Source organism: Hymenobacter antarcticus, assembly GCF_039539545.1.
Classification (GTDB): domain Bacteria; phylum Bacteroidota; class Bacteroidia; order Cytophagales; family Hymenobacteraceae; genus Hymenobacter; species Hymenobacter antarcticus.
In genome coordinates this window covers 1-18,347 of the sequence record NZ_BAABDI010000002.1, presented here as the reverse complement: position 1 = coordinate 18,347, position 18,347 = coordinate 1, and the positions used below count along the sequence as shown (strand labels likewise).

At 60.0% G+C, this 18,347-nt stretch carries 10 protein-coding genes and 3 tRNA genes; 7 read left to right on the top strand and 6 right to left on the bottom strand.

Translation table 11 applies throughout. The features are described 5' to 3' along the window. Positions 1 to 17: 17 nt before the first annotated feature. The 3 genes from ABD819_RS01925 to ABD819_RS01915 all read left to right on the top strand — a co-directional run bounded on the left by ABD819_RS01925 (position 18) and on the right by ABD819_RS01915 (position 5,642). Positions 18 to 3,821, top strand: a complete 3,804-nt coding sequence (locus ABD819_RS01925) for a BamA/TamA family outer membrane protein (protein WP_345120380.1) — start codon at positions 18 to 20, stop codon at positions 3,819 to 3,821. A 275-nt stretch (positions 3,822 to 4,096) separates the two neighbouring features. Then, positions 4,097 to 4,540 carry a GxxExxY protein gene (locus ABD819_RS01920; protein WP_345120964.1) on the top strand — a complete coding sequence of 148 codons (444 nt, stop codon included), beginning with the start codon at positions 4,097 to 4,099 and terminating at the stop codon, positions 4,538 to 4,540. Positions 4,541 to 4,652: 112 nt separating this feature from the next. Further along, a complete protein-coding gene (locus tag ABD819_RS01915) occupies positions 4,653 to 5,642 on the top strand; it encodes a Ppx/GppA phosphatase family protein (RefSeq protein ID WP_345120378.1) in 990 nt (329 codons plus the stop codon). An 87-nt stretch (positions 5,643 to 5,729) separates the two neighbouring features. Here ABD819_RS01915 and ppk1 read toward each other — a convergent pair whose 3' ends face one another. From ppk1 to ABD819_RS01885, 6 genes are all read right to left on the bottom strand, one after another. After that, entirely contained in the window at positions 5,730 to 8,108 is a 2,379-nt protein-coding gene (gene ppk1, locus ABD819_RS01910; protein WP_345120376.1) for a polyphosphate kinase 1, read from the bottom strand. Between the two features lie 364 nt (positions 8,109 to 8,472). Beyond that, a complete protein-coding gene (gene gyrB, locus ABD819_RS01905; protein WP_345120374.1) occupies positions 8,473 to 10,467 on the bottom strand; it encodes a DNA topoisomerase (ATP-hydrolyzing) subunit B in 1,995 nt (664 codons plus the stop codon). A 239-nt stretch (positions 10,468 to 10,706) separates the two neighbouring features. Continuing rightward, entirely contained in the window at positions 10,707 to 12,029 is a 1,323-nt protein-coding gene (locus tag ABD819_RS01900) for a T9SS type A sorting domain-containing protein (RefSeq protein ID WP_345120372.1), read from the bottom strand. Between the two features lie 435 nt (positions 12,030 to 12,464). Beyond that, positions 12,465 to 12,538, bottom strand: a tRNA-Arg gene (locus ABD819_RS01895). A gap of 14 nt (positions 12,539 to 12,552) precedes the next feature. After that, positions 12,553 to 12,626, bottom strand: a tRNA-Pro gene (locus ABD819_RS01890). A gap of 78 nt (positions 12,627 to 12,704) precedes the next feature. Next, positions 12,705 to 12,792, bottom strand: a tRNA-Ser gene (locus ABD819_RS01885). Positions 12,793 to 13,115: 323 nt separating this feature from the next. Here ABD819_RS01885 and ABD819_RS01880 point away from each other — a divergent pair. The 4 genes from ABD819_RS01880 to ABD819_RS01865 all read left to right on the top strand — a co-directional run bounded on the left by ABD819_RS01880 (position 13,116) and on the right by ABD819_RS01865 (position 18,112). Beyond that, entirely contained in the window at positions 13,116 to 14,105 is a 990-nt protein-coding gene (locus ABD819_RS01880; RefSeq protein WP_345120370.1) for a VWA domain-containing protein, read from the top strand. Next, the gene (locus tag ABD819_RS01875; protein ID WP_345120368.1) at positions 14,102 to 15,109 is read left to right on the top strand and encodes a hypothetical protein; all 1,008 of its coding nucleotides are present in this window, start codon (positions 14,102 to 14,104) and stop codon (positions 15,107 to 15,109) included. Before ABD819_RS01880 ends, ABD819_RS01875 begins: the two co-directional genes overlap by 4 nt. 126 nt (positions 15,110 to 15,235) lie before the next feature. After that, on the top strand, positions 15,236 to 16,423 hold the full coding sequence (locus ABD819_RS01870; protein ID WP_345120366.1) for an acetyl-CoA C-acyltransferase: 1,188 nt from the start codon (positions 15,236 to 15,238) through the stop codon (positions 16,421 to 16,423). 264 nt (positions 16,424 to 16,687) lie between these two features. Further along, positions 16,688 to 18,112, top strand: coding sequence for a toxin-antitoxin system YwqK family antitoxin (locus ABD819_RS01865; protein WP_345120363.1), 1,425 nt, complete (start codon positions 16,688 to 16,690; stop codon positions 18,110 to 18,112). The last annotated feature ends 235 nt before the right edge of the window (positions 18,113 to 18,347 follow it).

The following is an 18,347-nucleotide window of genomic DNA, read 5'->3' as shown; positions in this document are numbered from 1 at the left end:
CTTACATCGACTTTACTATGCCATTTCATTACGCTCGCACCCTGCTCGTCGCGCTGGGTTTCGCCGCTGCTACTCCTGCTGTTGCCCAAACCCCGGCCCACACCGTTTTTCTGCTGGGCAACACCGACCAAGCTAGTCTACCGGCCACCCGCCTTCAGCAGCTGCGTCAGACGCTGGAGCGGCAATCCGGCCCCTTCACCGTGGTGCACCTGGGCGATATCGTGGGCAATACCGGCCTCATGGCCAAAGGTGACACTGCCACTTCCCAGGCCGAGCGCACCCGCGCCGATGCCCTGATAGCGCTGGTACGCGGCCTGCCGCAGGGCAAAATCTACTTCCTGCCCGGCGATAAGGACTGGGCCAACTCCGGCCCCGATGGCCTCAAGGCCGTGCGCCGCCTCGAAAAGTACATCGAGAAGCAGCTGCCCGGCCAGAATGCCTTTATTCCGACCAACGGCTGCCCCGGCCCCGAAGTGGTGGATGTGGCCCCGCTGGTGCGCCTGGTGGCCATCAACACGCCCTGGTTCACGCATCCCTTCGACCGCCCCGAAGCGCCCGATACCGATTGCAAGACCCTCACCAAAGAGGAGTTTCGGGAGCAGCTGCAGGACCTGATTGACGAAACCAGGAACAAGAACGTGCTGCTGCTCGGCCACCACCCCGTGGTGAGCAACGGCGTGTACGGCGGCCACGAGCCGCTTTCGCGCCACCTCAGCCCGCCAGTGTTCGGCACCATCTACGCGGCCTACCGCCAGAACGTGGGCACCCCCCGCGACCTGGCCAACCCGCGCTACCAGGAGCTGCGCAAAGAGCTGCTGAATACGCTGCAAAGCAACCCCGGCGTCATCTACGCCGCCGCCCACGATTACAGCCTGCAAATCACGCCCTTCCAGGGTAACTACCACATTGTGAGCGGCAGCATTGCCAAAAGTGAGCATGTAGGAGCCAAAGGCGAGTCGCTCTACAGCCAAAGCGAGGAGGGCTATACCACCCTCGAATACTTTGCCGACGGTACGGTGAAGGCGCACGTTTTCACCTTCGGTGATAAAGGCCAGGCTGCAAAAGACGCTTTCGCCACCACTCTATTCCGCTCCGCCTGCGAATCGCAAGGCTCCCCCCTCTCCGCGGGTAATGCGAGTAAAGCATTTGCGGGGGGCCGGGGGGGTGAGCTTGACAGCCGAGCCGTTCCCGCCAACCCCTTCATCACCAACTGCCCCGGCGTGACCCGGACCGTAGCCGAAGCCAAGCCCGACGCGCCTTTCCAGGCCACCACCACGGTGGTACCCGGCCCGGAATACAAGCCCACGGGCAGCAAAAGCTTCTTCATCGGCGACGTCTACCGCTCCTCCTGGCTGCAGCCGGTGGCCGTGAAGACGCTCGATTTGAACGCGGAGAAAGGCGGCCTGCGACCCACCGGCAAGGGCGGCGGGCGCCAGACCACTTCCCTCAAGCTCATCGCGGCCGATAGCTCGGAGTACGTCTTCCGCTCGGTGGATAAGGACGTGACCAAAATTCTGCCGCCCGAGCTGCGCAACTCCATTGCCTCCGATATCCTGCGTGATGTGACGGCCACGGCCAACCCGTATTCGAACCTGCCCATCAGCTACATGCTGGACCAGACGGACATTCTGCACGCCCGGCCGCGCCTGTTCCGCCTGCCCGACAACCAGCAGCTCGGGGCCTACCGCGAGCAATACGCCAACCTGCTGGGCACTCTCGAAGACTCGCCCAAAGACCCCAAGCCCAACCTGCCCGGCTTCGGCGGCTCCGATGAGGTCACGCGCAGCTTCGGCCTGTTCCGCAAGCTCTACAAGGACCACGACAACAAGGTAGACGCCCCGGCTCTGGCGCGGGCCCGCGCCTTTGATATGCTGGTGGCCGACTTCGGCAAGCACGAGGACAACTGGAAGTGGGCCGGCTACAAGCAGCAGGATGGCGGCACGCTCTACCGCCCCATCCCGCGCGACCGCGACCAGAGCTTCACCCTCTGGAATGGCTTCCTCACCTCCCTCGCCAACCGCGAGTGGGCCGTGCCCAGCATCGAGGGTTTCCAGACTGATTTTCAGGACATGAAAAGCCTGAACTGGCCCGCCCGGCACCTCGATAGATTCCTGCTCCAAAACCTCAGCCGTGAGCAGTGGCAGGAAACCGCCAAGTACCTGCAAGGCAAAATTACCCCTGCCGTTATCGACGAAGCCACCGCCCAGCTACCCGCTGAAATTCAGCGCTTATCCGCAAAGGATATCAACCGCAAGTTGAAGTCGCGCATCCAGCAACTGCCCAAAGCTATTGACGAGTATTACTTGCTCCTGGCCCGGCGTGTTGATGTGGTCGGTTCCAATAAAGGTGAGGTTTTCCAGGTAAACCGCACGCCCGATGGCCTGGTGCGTGTGCAGCTATTTGACCGCGCCGGCGACACCGAAAACCCCAAAGGCGCGGCCCTGTTTGACCGTACGTTCAAGCCCAACGAAACCGAAGAAGTCTGCTTGTACGGCCTCGGCGGCCGCGACATTTTTACGGTAACCGGCGAGGGCGGCAAGCGCAGTGTGCTGGTGCGCGTCATCGGCGGCGATGGCAAGGACCGCATCGCCGACAACTCCACGGCTACCGGCCTGCGCGCCCGCACCAAAGTCTACGACCTGCCCGATACCGAGATGCAGCTCGGGCCCGAATCGGACAACCGCACCAGCACCCGCCCCGGCGTGAACGAGTACGACCGGGAGCAGTTCGAATTCAACTCCTACCGCCCCAGCGTTTCGCTGTTCTACAACGCCAACGACGGATTTGGTGCCGGCGCGGGGGTTACGTTCCTGCGCCAGGGTTTCCGCAAGCCGGGCTACAAGAGCATGTACAAGTTCGATGTGCAGGGCAGCGCCAACGGCCTGCTACAGCTCACGGCCAGCACCCGCTACCGCTACGCCATTGGCAAAATCGACGTGGGCGCCGAGGCCCGCCTGGGCAGCTACTTCCCCTTCTACCGCTTCTTTGGGCTGGGCAACAATACCGGCTTCGACCAGACCGCGTACGACAATAGATTTTACAATGCGCGCTACAAAGGCTACACCCTCAACGCCTTTCTGGAGCGCACGTTCTTTCAGCGCAGCGTGATTCGGGTAGGGCCAACCTACGAAAACTACACCAGCAGCTTCGCCGACAACAGCTACCTCGGCACCATCGACAGTCGCCCCGTGGATGTGCGCCCCAATACCAGCCCTCAGCGCCTGCTGGGCCTGAATGGCGTATTCGACCTCGACCTGCGCAACCGCCCCAGCTTTGCCCAGCGCGGCGTTCGCATTCGGGTGCAGCACGATAGCTACACCCAGCTGAACGACAATTCTGAGGGCACCAACATCAAAAAATCCACCTTCGGCCTCACCCAGGCTTTCGCCGAATATTACGGCACCGTGCAGGTTGGCATTCCTGTAACACTGGTTGTCAAAGGCGGCGGGGCCAAAAACTACGGCCCCGATGCCGCCATTCCCTTCTACAAATTCGCCAGCATCGGCCAGAACGAAGGCCTGCGCGGCTACTACCGCAACCGCTTCAGCGGCGACGCCGCGCTGTATTATAACACGGAGCTGCGGCTGGCCCTGGGCCAGGTCAAAAACGGCTTCCTGCCGTTCTACTACGGCGTATTTGGCTTCTATGACCAGGGCCGCGTGTATTATGAGGGCGCTTCGCCCGGCGGCTGGAAAACCGGCTACGGGGCCGGTTTCTACATTGCCCCGGTGGTGGAAACCCTGGCCTTAGCCGTGTCCTACCAAAAGTCGGTGGAGAGTAACCTGATTCAGGTTGGCATCGGATTCCGGCTCGACAAGTAGGACCGCAGATTAGACAGGTTTTTGGATTTAGTAAGATGCTGCTGGCGCGAAACCGCAGATTAGGCAGGTTTTTGGATTTAGTAAGATGCTGCTGGCGCGAGACCGCAGATTAGGCAGGTTTTTGGATTTAGTAAGATGCTGCTGGCGCGGGACCGCAGATTAGGTAGGTTTTTGGATTAAATAAGATGCTGCTGGCGCGGGACCATCACCGGTAATGATTGTCGGACTGAGTACGATTCAGGATTCGTGACGCAAATTTGCAGTCACGTCTACGCCTGCATCTTACTAAATCCAAAAATCTTTGCCATCTGCGGTCCACGGAAGCATTTTACCAGCACAAGGAGCTGACTGGGCGCATTATAGGTTGTGCCATGCAGGGACACAACGTGCTGGGCAATGGGTTTCAGGAGGTCATTTATCAGCGGGCACTGGCCATCGAATTGGGCAAGCGCAAATTGCACTTCGCCCGCGAAGTGGAGATGCCCATTTTTTATGATGGCCAGCAAATTGGCCTGCGCCGCGTCGATTTCTTCGTTCAGGACCTAATTTTGGTTGAGCTTAAAGCCGTGGCTCTCCTCGAAAAAGTGCATTTAGCCCAAGGCCTCAACTACCTCGAAGCTTTTGGCATCGGTACCGGACTACTAATAAATTTCGGTGCGCCGAGCCTGGAATTCCGGCGCTTAATCAGCACCAAATCAGTCCAGCTGCCCCCCAAATAAACCCCAGCAGAGCTACAACCGCTCGCATCTCACTTAATTCAAAAATCTACCTAATCTGCGGTCCCGCGCCAGCAGTATCTTACTAAATCCAAAAATCTTTACCATCTGCGGTATGAATTTCCCCCTCCGTAAACTCGCCGCTATTGACATTGGGTCCAACGCCGTGCGGTGCCAGATATCGGCAGTACTGTATTATCAAGGGCGTTACCGCCTCAAGCGCATAGAATACGTGCGTTTTCCCATGCGGCTGGGCGAAGACGTATTTGCTACTGGCAAAATTTCGCCGGCCAAGGAAGAGAAATTCGTCAAATTCCTGCATTCCCTGCGGCTGCTGATGGAAGTGCACGACGTGGCCCATTACCTCGTGTGCGCCACCTCGGCCATGCGCTCGGCGGCCAACGGCGCGGCCATTGCGGCCCGCGTGCGCGATGAGCTGGGCATGGAAATAAAGGTGATTGATGGGGAAGACGAAGCGTTCTACATCAACCGCGTCATCGAGCATGTGCTGGAAGACAAGCGTCATTATCTGCACATCGACGTAGGCGGCGGCAGCACCGAATTCAACATCTACCACGACCGCCGCAAGGTGGCCGCGCAGTCGTTCGAAATCGGCTCCATCCGCCGCATGCAGCAGGAAGAAAGCGGAACCGCCAATACCGAGGACCAGGCCGAGCTCTGGACGCGCATGGAAGCCTGGGTGCGGGAGAATGCCCGCAAATACCACGTCACGCGCGCCATTGGCACGGGCGGCAACATCAACAAAATCTACAGCCTCACCGCCGCCGCCCCCGACAAGCATATCACCCGGCGCAGCATCGAGGCCACCCTCAACCGCCTCGCCGGCCTGAGCATGACCGAGCGCGTGAACGTAGCCATGCTCAACCCTGACCGCGCCGATGTCATCATTCCGGCCGGCCACATCTACCTTTCCGCCATGCAGTGGGCCAACATCAACACCATGGTCGTGCCCGACATTGGCCTGAAAGATGGCATGCTGCAAGCGCTGTTCGAAGAATTCTTCGACGAGATGAACGCCGAAGGCGGCCACCCCGCCAAACTCCCGGTGCCCGACGTGCAAAACCATCCGGCCGAAATGGAGTAAGTTTCGTACGTAGCAAAAAGCCCCGACTCGCGAATGATTCGGGGCTTTTTGTTGACGCCCGGGCCAGTGAATGCCAGGCGGAAAAATCTACCGTTTGCCAAGCGAAACGGGCTGCTCGGGCACTACATCAGCCCCAACGCCTTCCTCATCAATATGCCCGACGGGGGTGGAGTCATCTTCGCAAAGTTCGTCCTGCTCGCTTTCACCAAAGCCGTCGTCCACGTCCGTCTCGGCAGCCTCAGCGGCCTCGGCGATAGCGGCTTGCTGCGACTCCAGCAGGGCCGTGGCAACGTCGAGCCGACGCTGGGCCTGCACCCCCATCAAGGCCATTAGTCCCTCGGGCGTAGCGGTGGCCAACTGCGCCTCGTCGCGTTTGAAGAAGTCGCGGTGCACATTCACCACCGGCTCACCCGGGGCCGGCTGCTGCCGAATGTAGGCTCCGTCCTCGCGCATCACGTAGCTATTCTGATTATCCATCATATTCATCATCAGAATATTAATAGCCTCGCGCTTGAGCTGCGGATTAACAATCAGAAACAGTGCCTCGATGCGCCGGTCGAACGACCGCACCATGATATCGGCCGAGCCAGCGTAGACCTTGGCAACGCCGCCGTTGTGGAAATAGAACAGCCGGGTGTGCTCCAGGTATTCGCCCACGATGCTGCGCACCTCGATGTTATCGCTCAGGCCCGGCCGCCCCGGCCGCAGGCAGCAAATGCCGCGCACGATAAACCGAATGGGCACCCCAGCCTTCGCGGCCTTGTAAAACTCATCAATCATTTCCTTGTCTTCCAGAGAATTCATCTTCATCACGATGCCGCTGGGCTGGCCTTTTTTGGCCTGCTTCACTTCCTCCCGAATGAGGTGAATGAGCTGCTGGCGCATATCCTTGGGCGCGGTGATGAGGTATTCGTAGTCGTCGGGCTGCGAGTGCCCGGTGATGACGTTGAAGAATTCCGACACGTCGTGGCCGTAGGTGTCGTTGGTCGTCAGCAGGCTCACGTCGGTGTAGAGGCGGGCCGTTTGCTCATTGTAGTTGCCCGAGCCGATGTGCACGTAGCGCGTCACCTTCTCCCCTTCCTTGCGGATAATCATGAGCAGCTTGGTGTGCGTCTTGTACTTGCTCACGCCGTAAATCACGAAGCAGCCGGCCTTCTCCAGCCGCGCCCCTTCCCGGATATTCTTCTCCTCATCAAACCGGGCCTTCACCTCAAACAGCACCGAAACGTGCTTGCCGTTCTCCGCCGCCTTCAGCAGCGCGGCCGATACGCGGGAGTCGTCGGCCAGGCGATAAATCGTTTGCTTGATGCCCAGTACGTGGGGGTCCACGGCGGCCTGCTCCAGCAGCCGCACCATCGGGTCGATGCTATTATAAGGATGATGCAGCAGCACGTCGTGGTGCTTGAGGTACTCAAACAGGTTGTCGTCGGCCCCTTCGGGCAGGCTGAGCGGCGGCACGGAAGCCGGCTGCCGGGCCGCCTTGCCCCGGAAACTGGCATGACGCACAATCTGCCACAGTCCCTTCAAATCAATCAGCGAATTAATAACGAAGACGTTGCCGTTATCAATATTCCACCGCTCGCGCAACACCGCCATCAGCACGGCCGAGGCGTTGGGCTCCACCTCCACGCGCACCACGCGGCCGCGCTTGCGGGTTTTCAGGCCCACCTGAATTTCCTTGATGAAGTCGTTATCGATATCATCCGACTCTTCCAGCGTAAAGTCGCCGTTGCGGGTGATGCGGAACAGGTCGGCCGAAATGATTTCCACGTTGCGGAACAGGCGCGGCAGAAACTCGCGCACCACTTCCTCAATGGGCACGAAGATGACCTTGTCTTTGCGCGTGAGTTCAAAGAAGCGGGTCAGGTTCTGCGGAATCTGCACGAAGGTGAGTCGCTCCTGCCCTTTTTCAGCTTCCCCATCGAGGCCCACCGCGCCGTTGCTGCCAATGCGCGTCACCACGCCAAAGATGAGCATCTGGTTCATCATCAGCGGGAAGCCGTGGTACGAGTCGTACATCATCGGCGTGAGCAGCGGAAACACCGTGTTTTTGAAGTAGCCGTCGGCTTTCTTCACCTCCAGCTCCGTGAGGTCGGCCATCTTGAGAATATTGAAGCCGTTTTTCTCAAAATTAGGCTTCAACTCATTCAGGTACGTCAGGCTTTGGTCGTTCACGAACCGGTGCGCGAAATCAAGCAGCTTGCGCCGGAACGGCAGCTCGCGCAGGCCCGAATAGTCAATCCGCTCCTTGCCATAATCGAGGTAGTTGTACAGCGACCCCACGCGAATCATAAAGAATTCGTCCAGGTTAGAGCTGGTGATAGCCAGAAACTTCAGCTTGTCGAACAGGGCCCGGCTGGGGTCCTGCACCTGGTCGAGCACCCGGTAGTTGAACCGGAGCCAGCTCAGGTCGCGGCTGATGTACTTGCTTTTGCGGATAAGGTCGGCGGACTTGAACAGTTTCATAGTGGGTAATGGAATGCAGGGCAAAATACGTGAAATCTGCCCTACGAATAATACTTTACGCAGAAATAATGGCTGTGGCTTCGATTTCTACCAACTTCCGTGGGTCAATAAATGCCTTAATTTCCAGCACCGAAGTCGCCAGTCGAATGTCCCCGAATACTTCTGTGTGCATACGCTCTACCGCTTCCCACTGTGAAATGCCAGTCACGAATATCCCTCCCGGAAGAAATTAATTGTCGCATCAGTTCCTTGAAATTTCTCACGCCTCACCCGAAGCCCCGCGACACGAAGCAAGATGAAAAAAGAAGGGCAGCCGCATGCGGCTGCCCTTCTTCAATCGACGAAATCTGTATAATTTACGGTACTAGACGTCCAGTTTGGCGTATTTAGCATTGCGCTCGATGAAGTCCCGGCGGGGGGCCACTTCATCGCCCATCAGCATGGAGAACAGGTGGTCAGCATCAGCTGCCGATTCCACCGTTACCTGCTTCAGTGTACGGGTCATGGGCTGCATGGTGGTCGACCACAGCTGCTCGGCGTTCATCTCGCCCAAGCCCTTGTAGCGCTGCACGCTCACGGTGTCGGGCTTGCCCCGGCCCAGTTCTACCTGGGCGGCCATGCGCTCCTCTTCGGTCCAGCAGTAGCGCTCCTCCTTGCCGCGTTTCACCAAGTAAAACGGCGGCAGGGCGATGTAAATCATGCCCCGGTCCACCAGCTCGCGCATGTAGCGGAAGAAGAAGGTCAGAATCAGGGTCCGGATGTGCGAGCCGTCGATGTCGGCGTCGGTCATGATGATGACCTTGTGGTAGCGCAGCTTGCTGAAGTTCAGCGGGCCAGATTCCGTGCCATCGTCATCGGTGGTAAAGGCCAGCGACTTACGCTCGTTGAACGTGACGCCCAAGGCGGTAATCATGTTCTTGATTTCCTCATTCTCCAGAATGCGGTGCTCCTGAGCCTTTTCCACGTTCAGGATTTTACCGCGCAGCGGCAAAATGGCCTGGAACGCCCGGTTGCGGCCCTGCTTGGCCGTGCCACCAGCCGAGTCTCCTTCGACGAGGTACAGCTCACAGATTTCGGGGTCCGACTCCGAGCAGTCGGCCAGCTTGCCCGGCAGGCTGTTGCTCGATAGTACGCCCTTGCGCTGCACCATGTCCTTGGCCTTGCGGGCGGCGATGCGGGCCTTGGCGGCCAGAATCACCTTCTCCATAATGCGGTTGGCTTGGTTGGGGTTCTCGTCCAGGTATTGGGTCAGAATCTCTCCCACTACCGAGTTTACCGCGCCGCTCACCTCGGAGTTGCCGAGCTTGGTTTTGGTCTGGCCTTCGAACTGGGGCTCTTGCACTTTTACCGAAATTACGGCCGTGAGGCCTTCGCGGAAGTCGTCGCCGGTGATTTCTACCTTGGCTTTTTCGAACAGCTTGTTCTTATCGCCGTAGGTTTTGAGCACCCGCGTCACCGCCGAGCGGAAGCCCGCTACGTGCGTACCGCCCTCAATGGTGTTGATGTTGTTGACGTAGGAATAGACGTTTTCCTGGTACGAGGTATTGTACTGCAGCGCCACTTCCACGGGCGTGCCGCCCTTCTCGCTTTCCACGTAAATGGGCTCGGACAGCAGCGAAGGCCGCTGCTCGCCGTCGAGGTACTGCACGAAGTCGCGCAAGCCGCCGGTCGAGTAAAACTCCTCGCCCCGGAACACGCCGCCTTCCAGCTTCTCGCGGCGGTCGGTGAGTGTGATGCGGATGCCTTTATTGAGGTAGGACAAGTCGCGCAGGCGGCCGGCCACGGTGTCATAGCGGTATTCAGTTTCGGTGAAGATGCTGGCGTCGGGCAGAAACTGCACTTCCGTGCCATGCTCCTCGCTCAGGCCCACCTCTTTCACGTCGTACTGCGGAATACCGATTTTGTATTCCTGCTCGTACTTGTGGCCGTTACGGCGCACGGTCACTTTCAGGTCGGTGCTGAGCGCGTTCACGCAGCTCACGCCCACGCCGTGCAGGCCGCCGGATACTTTGTAGGAGCCTTTATCGAACTTGCCGCCGGCGTGCAGCACGGTCAGCACCACTTCCAGGGCCGAGCGGCCTTCTTTGGCGTGAAAATCGACGGGAATGCCGCGGCCGTTGTCGCGCACGGTCACCGAATTGTCTTCGTTGATGGTAACGTTAATCAGGTCGCAGTGCCCGGCCAGCGCTTCGTCGATGGAGTTGTCGACCACCTCCCACACCAGGTGGTGCAGGCCTTTCATGCCCGTGTCGCCGATGTACATGCTGGGCCGCTTGCGCACGGCCTCCAACCCTTCGAGTACCTGAATGCTATCGGCCGAATAGTCCGACTGGGGAATTTTTGCTGTTGTTTCGCTCATGAGGGCGGGATTAAATCAGGTCATAAAACAGCCCAACGGGCCGCTAGGTACTGAACACTCAAAAGTACCTAATTAATCCCATTTTTAACGATTTTTGCGGCTTTGGTCCTTGTATTTTTTTATTCGCACCGCACTCGCTTTGACGGTAAAAAAAGCGCGTTTTGGGCCAATCGTAAGCTGTAAAAAAAAGGCCTTTCCCCGCGAGGAAAGGCCTTTTTCAACTTGGGTAAACCAGTTGGTTACTCAACCACCAGCTTTTGGGTGGCGATGCCAGCCGCCGTGCGGATTTGCAGGGTGTAGACACCCGATTTCTCGCTGCTCAGGTCAAGGTTCAGTTTCTTCGAACCAATGGCCGTAGCATTCAGCGTCTGGGCCTTCACCTGACGGCCAAGGGCGTCCACTACGGTGAGTTGGGCGCCGGCCTGCAGGGTAGAACCCAGGTCCACGGTGAAGGCACCGGTGGCGCTTGGGTTGGGGTACACGCTCAACGTGCTTTGCAGCGCGGCATCTTTGGTAGCGGTGATAACGCTTGCGGCTTTATAGATACCACCGGAACCCGTGGCATCGGTTGCAGCGCCGGCGTAGCCCTGGGCATTGGTCGTGCCGTTTGCAATCAGGTCGAAGGCAAAGAAGCCCTGGCTGGTGTTGATATTGGTCCAGTTGATACCGTCCGTGCTGGAGGAGGTACCGAAGTCGGCAGCCACAGCGGGCGTGGCATTAGGGTAACGAACTCCTACGCTGTAATAACGGCCGTTTACGGCATCGATATCGTAGCGGAAGAAGCTGCCGGTGGCCGTATTTATCGGGGTAATCGGCGACCAGGTAGCGCCGCCGTCGCTGGTGCGGATGACGTTAACTTCGCTCACGGCACCAGCTACCACTTTCACGTTGTACGCAATCCCGTTCAGGTCATCCTTGAATGCCAGACGGCTGGTGCTGCCCAGCAAAGTGGTAACGGCGCTGGCAGTCCAGGTCAGGCCACGATTGGTCGACTTGAATATGCGCACTCGGTTGGCATCATTCGACGAGCCCATACCAGCCCAAATAGTGTTGCCACGGGCGAAGAACGAACGGGCCAGGCCGTATTCATCGGTCAGCGGAGCGGGTGAGCTTGCGGCAGGAAGACGCGTCCAGGTCACGCCGCCGTCGGTGGTACGCAGAATCTCAAACGAGCCGTTGGTCGGGTCGCCGAGCGACACCCCTTCGAGCGCGTCAAACATGTGAACGAAGTTGCAGAAGCCTCCCAGATTTCCAATAAACTGCGAGGCGGTGGTCACTTTAGTCCAGCTGATGCCGGCGTTGGTGGTGCGCAGAATCTCGCCGCCAGCACCAGCCGGGTAAGTAGCCGCAACGGCCGTAGTAGCCGCAGCCGGCGTGCCAGCCACGCCCACGGGCGAGATATTACCCGTTTGGAAGTTCTGGGCACCGTTGGCCGCGTTGATAGCGCCGAAGTCGAACTGAGTGCCGGTTGCTTCGTTGGTCACGAAAAAGGCATTGGAAACGCCCGCTGGCGTGTTTTCCTCAGCCACGGCCCAAGCCACGGTTGGCGAAACGGTTTTCATATCGCGCACCAGGTAGCCGGGGGCAAATGAACCGGGGTTGACGGTATTTACCAGAACCCAGGGACCGAGGTTGGGAGTGGTTTGCGCATTAACGCTGCTTGCATAGCCAAGCAAGCCCAAAAAAAGTAACGATTTCTTCATGACAACAAGTGTTTTAACGCTGAAAATGGATGGAGTGGAGAATTGAAAACGGGGGTGGTTAACGATTGAAAAGACTGAAATACATCGCGCGACCGATGTTTGACAAACGGGTTTGCGGGCCCAAGATAGCAAATTGAACCGAGTTTTGCGCGGCAACCGCCGTATTTTGCAATTGCACCCTGGTCAGGTAACAGCTTGACTGGCACTGGTCAGGATTCTCACCTTAGTTAAATCAAGCTACCGTTGCCAAAAATGCAAAAGTCCCTCCCCCGTTCCGGGAAGGGACTTTTGCAGTGGCCCCGTTTGGATTCGAACCAAAGACCGACTACTTAGAAGGTAGTTGCTCTATCCAGCTGAGCTACGGGGTCGAAACGGGAAAATGTCGGGGTGGCAGGATTCGAACCTACGACCTCCTGGTCCCAAACCAGGCGCGATACCGGGCTACGCTACACCCCGAAAAAAATAATGCTGAGTTTTGACTGCCCCCTACTGGGTGGAGCCCCAACGGGAAGCTTTCGCAACCCAACATTATAGTGGAGAGGGGGGGATTCGAACCCCCGGTAACCTTTAGAGCTACGGCAGTTTAGCAAACTACTGGTTTCAGCCACTCACCCACCTCTCCAGGTCGGTTTCGCTTCCGTCTGAAGCGGGTGCAAATATACGGGCACAACTCAGAAAACCACACTTTGGGTAAAAAATTTATCTTTTTATCGCTAAAAAAATTGTGCGGCCTGTTTTTCAGGATGTGGGCTGCTGGTTGGCCAGACCAGCTGGCGGCACAAGCGGCCCTAGGCGGTAATGGCCGCAATGCTGCCGTAATATTGACCTTTATTAAGTAGTCGTTCAAAAGCAAACCAGTTGTCTGGTGCTCGTTGTCAATTGTTAGTCAGTTGACTACCCTAGACCGGACACCCGACAACTACTACCCAACAACCTAACCGGACCGTGCTGACCTGGGCTTATCCTGATTTTGTAGTCGTGGGGCTGGCCCTGGCCGGGTGCCTGCTGCTGCTGCTAAATCAGTGGCGGCGCGCCGGCCGCCTGGGCCGCGCCCTGGGCAGCCGGCCCCGGCATCGGGGCTGGAAGCTGGTTTTGCGCCTGCTGACAGGCGCCTGCCTGCTGGGAGCCGCGCTGGGGCCCGCGCTGGGCGTGAGCCAGCAGCCGGTGCGCACGGCCGGCAAGGATGTGTGGCTGCTGGTCGACGTGTCGCGGTCAATGGATGCGCCGGATGTGGCCCCTTCGCGCCTGCTGCGCGCCCAGGCCGAGCTGCAAACCCTGGTGGCGCAGTTTCCGGCCGACCGGCTGGGGCTGGTGGTATTCGGGGCCGAAGCGGTGGTGCAATGCCCCCTGACCTTCGACCAGGACGCCGTGCAGGTATTCATCAGCACCCTGCGCACCAGTCTGCTGCCCGCCGGACCAACGACCTTACGCACCCCGCTGGAGCTGGTCCTGAGCCGCCTCACGCCCTCGGCGGGGGCGACCGTGCCGGCAGCGACGGCCCCACGCGCGACGGCGCTGGTAGTGGTGAGCGATGGCGAGGACTTTGGCGAAAACCTGGAGCCGGTGCTGCGGGCGCTGGGACGCACCGGGGCCCGCATCTACGCGGTGGGGGTGGGTACGGCAGAGGGGGCCGAAATCCCGAAGGCGGGGGGTGCCGTGGTGCGCGATGGACGCGGCAGGGTGGTGAGGAGCCGCCTGCGGGCCGCCCCGCTGCGGCAGCTGGCCACCCAAACCGGGGGGCAATACGGGGAGTTGAATAATCAGCAAAACGGCTTTACCATGTTAGGGCAGTCGTTGCGCACGATGCAAGGCACGGCCGAGCAGGTACGTACCGTGGCCGTGGCCGACAACCGCTACCGCTACCCCCTGGCGGCGGCGCTGCTGCTGCTGCTGCTGGACATTGTTTTAACGGTTACTATCATCCGGCCCTCATGAAGTACCTGCTGCTATTGGCGCTGTTAGCCGGCGGGCCCTCGTGGAGCCTGCTTACCTGGGTACGAGCCCGCAACCAGGCGGTGGCGGCCGGCACGGCGGCCTATGCCCGGGGCGACGCCGAACGGGCGGCGCAGGCATTTGGGGCGGCGGCAAGCGCGGCGGCGGCGCACCGCAAGCCGGACCCGCGCCTGCTGCTCAATCTGGCCCACGCGCTGGCGCGGGCGGGGCGGCCCGGGGCGGCCCACGCTACCTACGGGCGCTTGCTGAGCGGCAGCCCGGCCGGGCTGGGCAGTGTGGCGCGGCAGCAGCTGGCCGTGCAGGCCGCCCGGCAGGGCGAGCTGGCGCAGGCGCTGGGCCTGCTGCGGCAGGCCCTGATTATGGACCCGCGCAATGCTGGTGCCCGGGCCAATTATGAAGCCCTGAGCGACTACCTCGCGCATCGGCCCAACAGCCCACGGATTGGGCCACCGCCGCCGGCTCCCGCGCCCGGCGCACCAAAGCCTTCGCCCGAAAAGAATGCTTCTGAGAAGAATAAGCCGGCGGAAAAGGCGGGCACCGAGCGCCAGGGCGAAATAAATACGCCAAAGCCAGCCCCGGCATCCCCCACTCCTCCTCCCGAGCGCCGCCCCGACCCCGCCGGCCAGCCCGATAACCAACGGCCCGGCGCGGGACCGGGGGATGTAGCAGGAGGCCGGGGGCCGGGCGATGGTGCGCCCCAGCCGGTGGCCAGCGGGGCCACCCCCGGCACCCAGCGCGGGCTCGACCGGACCTCGGCCGCGGCGAACCCGGCGGGACGTGCGCGCGGCAACCGCCCCGGCACGGATGCCGCCACCGGGGCTGACCTCAGCCTGCAAACCCAGCGTGAGCGGCTGCAAGCCATGAACCTGAGTCCGGCTCAGGCGCGGCAGCTGCTGGAAACCCTGCGGGCCCAGGAGCGGCAGTATTTGCAGCAAGTCACGCGGCCGGCCACCCAGAAGCCCGACCCCAACCAGCCGACGTGGTGAGTCAGGGCAAGTGGCAGCCACCAGGTGCCGGCGGGCGCAGCTGGAGCGGCATCCGCTTCGGGACCGTTAAATCCGTACTTTTGCGGCCTGATTCAACCTCCCATCCAACTCACTTAATCTCACTGTATGCAAACCAAAGAAGTTGTCATCATATCTGCCGTCCGCACGCCCATTGGCTCGTTTGGAGGGGCGCTGGCTTCGCTCTCGGCCATTGAGCTGGGCGCCATTGCGCTGAAAGGGGCCCTGGATAAAGCCGGGGTTGCCGCCTCGGAAGTAGAGCAGGTGATTATGGGCAACGTGATTTCGGCCAACCTGGGCCAGGCTCCGGCCCGGCAGGCGGCCAAGAAAGCCGGCCTCCCCGATACCGTGGAGTGCACGACCGTGAATAAAGTGTGTGCTTCGGGCTCGAAGGCCATTATGTTTGCCTCCCAGGCCATTATGCTGGGGCAGGCCGATGTGATTCTGGCTGGTGGCATGGAGAGCATGAGCAACGTGCCTTATTACCTGGACAAAGCCCGTTTTGGGGCCAAATATGGCCACGGCGCCATGATTGACGGCCTGATGAAGGACGGCCTCTGGGACCCGTACAACGATTACGCCATGGGCAACGCGGCCGAGAACACGGCCAAGGAAATGGGCATCACCCGCGAGCAGCAGGACGCCTTCGCCATCGAGAGCTACACCCGCAGCGCGGCGGCCGCCAAGGCCGGCAAGAAGAAGGACGAAATTGTGCCCGTAACCATCGAGAGCCGCGGCAAAACCACGGTGATTGAGGACGACGAGGAATACCTGAAAGTCGATTTCAGCAAAGTACCCGGCCTGAAACCGGCCTTCATCAAAGATGGCGGCACCGTGACGGCCGCCAACGCCTCAACCCTGAACGACGGCGCGGCCGCCGTGCTGCTGATGAGCCGTGAGAAAGCGGATGCCCTGGGCCTCACCCCCATCGGCCGCATTCTGGGCTTTGCCGACGCGGAGCAGGCGCCGGAGTGGTTCACCACTTCGCCCTCGCTGGCTATCCCGAAGGCGCTGAAAAACGCTGGTAAGACGGCGGCAGATGTGGATTTCTACGAAATCAACGAGGCTTTCTCGGTGGTGAGCCTGGCTAATAACCAGCTCCTGAACCTGGAAGGCAGCAAGGTGAACGTGTACGGCGGGGCCGTGAGCCTGGGCCACCCGCTGGGCGCTTCGGGCGCGCGCATCGTGACTACGCTGATGAACGTGCTGAAGAACGAAGGCGGTAAAATCGGCGTCACCGGCATCTGCAACGGCGGCGGCGGGGCCAGCGCCATTGTAGTAGAATCCCTGCTGTAAATCACTGATTGTCGCTGATTAACCGTGATTTCGCTGATTTTTCTTGTTAGTTTGCCGGTTATTCTTTGCTGATTTTTTGGTCAGGAAGCAGGTGAGATAAATTGAGAAGAGCCACTCCTTTATTGGAGTGGCTCTTTCTTTGTTAGGGAGAAATGCCGCTCAATTAAACGAAACACGGAGCGGTTACCGTTTGCATTCTGCGGTTAATCTGTGAAATCACGGTTAATCAGCGATAATCAGTGATTTATGAGATATTTGTTGCCCTTGCTTCTGCTAACGCTGGCTTTCCCTTCGCAGGGCCAGCGGGTGCGCCGGTTCATTACGTTTTTCGACTCGACTAAAATCCACAGGCGCGAGGTGTACACGGCCCTGGTGGCGGCCGATACCGTGCCGCAGGGCTCGTACAAGCGCTTTTATCGCAATGGCAAGCTGGAGCAGCAAACCAGCTTCACGCAGGGCAAGCGCGACTCGGCGTACGTGGAATTTCATTCTACCGGCACCCGGCGGCTGGAGGCGACGTACCGCGATGGCATCCGGCAGGGGCCTTTCAAAACATACTATGATGATGGTAAGGTGGCGCAGGCCGGCTTTTTTGTGGACGACGAGCCGAATGGCGAGCTGACCTACTTTCACCCCGACGGCTCGGTACGCCTGAAAACCACGCTGGTGAAGGGCCAGCCAAATGGGGCCTTACGCGCCGTGTATCCGGACGGCAAGACCCAGGCCGAGATAAACTATGAGAACGGACAGCCCAGCGGCGCGGTAAAGTTTTACTACCCCAACGGCGCGGTGCAGAGTGAGGGCAGCTTCACGCGCGGGCTGCTGTCGGGGCCCTACAAAACCTATTACCCGAACAGCCAGATTGAGGTGGAGGTGCTGGCCGACAAGAACGGGCGCGGGCGCTACCGCAGCTACTACCAAAGCGGCAAATTGCAGACCGAGAGCACCTACGCCCCCGCCCCGCTGGTGCAGCGACCGGTACGCAACGCCCTCGGCGATGACCTGACCAAGCGCGTGGCCCCGCCCACCGGCACCAGCAACCTCGACGGCCCCGCTACCAGCTACTTCGAGAGCGGGCAGGTGAAAAGCAAGCTGACTTACCGCAACGGCATCCCGACGGGCAAGGGCCTCGAATACTTCGAGAACGGCCACCTGCGCGAGGAAACGGATTACGCCAACAACGGCCGCGACCGCAAAATCGCGCGCTACCAGGATGCCGAGGGCAAGGTGGTGCAGGCCGAAGAACAGTTCAGGAACAACCGCCCGGCCGGCACCTGGCGCGAGTATTACCCCGATGGCAAGGCCGTGCGCAAAGCCGAAACCTACGGCCCCAGCGGCCGCCTGCTGGGCGACCGCCTCACCTACTTCGAGAACGGGGAGGTGCAAAGCCGGCAGCCGTATCTGAACGGCTTCATGGGTGGAATCGGGCAGGAATTCTTCCCCTCGGGCAAGCTGCGGAAGGAAACGACCTACGTGCGCAGCCAGATTCAGGGCGCTTTCCGCGAGTTGCGTGAGGACGGCACGGCGGCCGTGAGCGGGCAATACCGCAACAGCAAGCAGAGCGGCGTGTGGACTTACTACAAGGCAGACGGCCAGACCGTGGACCGCACCGTGACTTACCGCAACGGCCTGCTGGTGGACGGTGCCGCGAAGCCCAAGGCCAAAAAGCCGCCGCTGAAGCGCCGGTAGTTGACTTATTCCCTGTCTGGATTTCCAGCCCTGGCCCTGTGGTCTTGTCCTTGCCCAGATTTATCCGGCTGCCACCGGGCGCGGGTTGAACGGTCCGGTCTGACCGCCCTAGGTGTATAGTCCCGGAGGATAGTGGGGTACCTTTACCGCCTGCTTACCGAACGAATTTATGGGAAAATTACCACACGGGTGCGCCCGCACAACGCCGGCAACTCGGCGCCTTATCCAGCAAAGT

Bases quoted from the DNA above. Each gene is read 5' to 3' on its own strand.
- ppk1 (WP_345120376.1), bottom strand. From the start codon at position 8,108: ATGAAACTGTTCAAGTCCGCCGACCTTATCCGCAAAAGCAAGTACATC.
- ABD819_RS01875 (WP_345120368.1), top strand. From the start codon at position 14,102: ATGAAGTACCTGCTGCTATTGGCGCTGTTAGCCGGCGGGCCCTCGTGG.
- ABD819_RS01925 (WP_345120380.1), top strand. From the start codon at position 18: ATGCCATTTCATTACGCTCGCACCCTGCTCGTCGCGCTGGGTTTCGCC.
- gyrB (WP_345120374.1), bottom strand. From the start codon at position 10,467: ATGAGCGAAACAACAGCAAAAATTCCCCAGTCGGACTATTCGGCCGAT.
- ABD819_RS01900 (WP_345120372.1), bottom strand. From the start codon at position 12,029: ATGAAAACCGTTTCGCCAACCGTGGCTTGGGCCGTGGCTGAGGAAAAC.
- ABD819_RS01870 (WP_345120366.1), top strand. From the start codon at position 15,236: ATGCAAACCAAAGAAGTTGTCATCATATCTGCCGTCCGCACGCCCATT.
- ABD819_RS01915 (WP_345120378.1), top strand. From the start codon at position 4,653: ATGAATTTCCCCCTCCGTAAACTCGCCGCTATTGACATTGGGTCCAAC.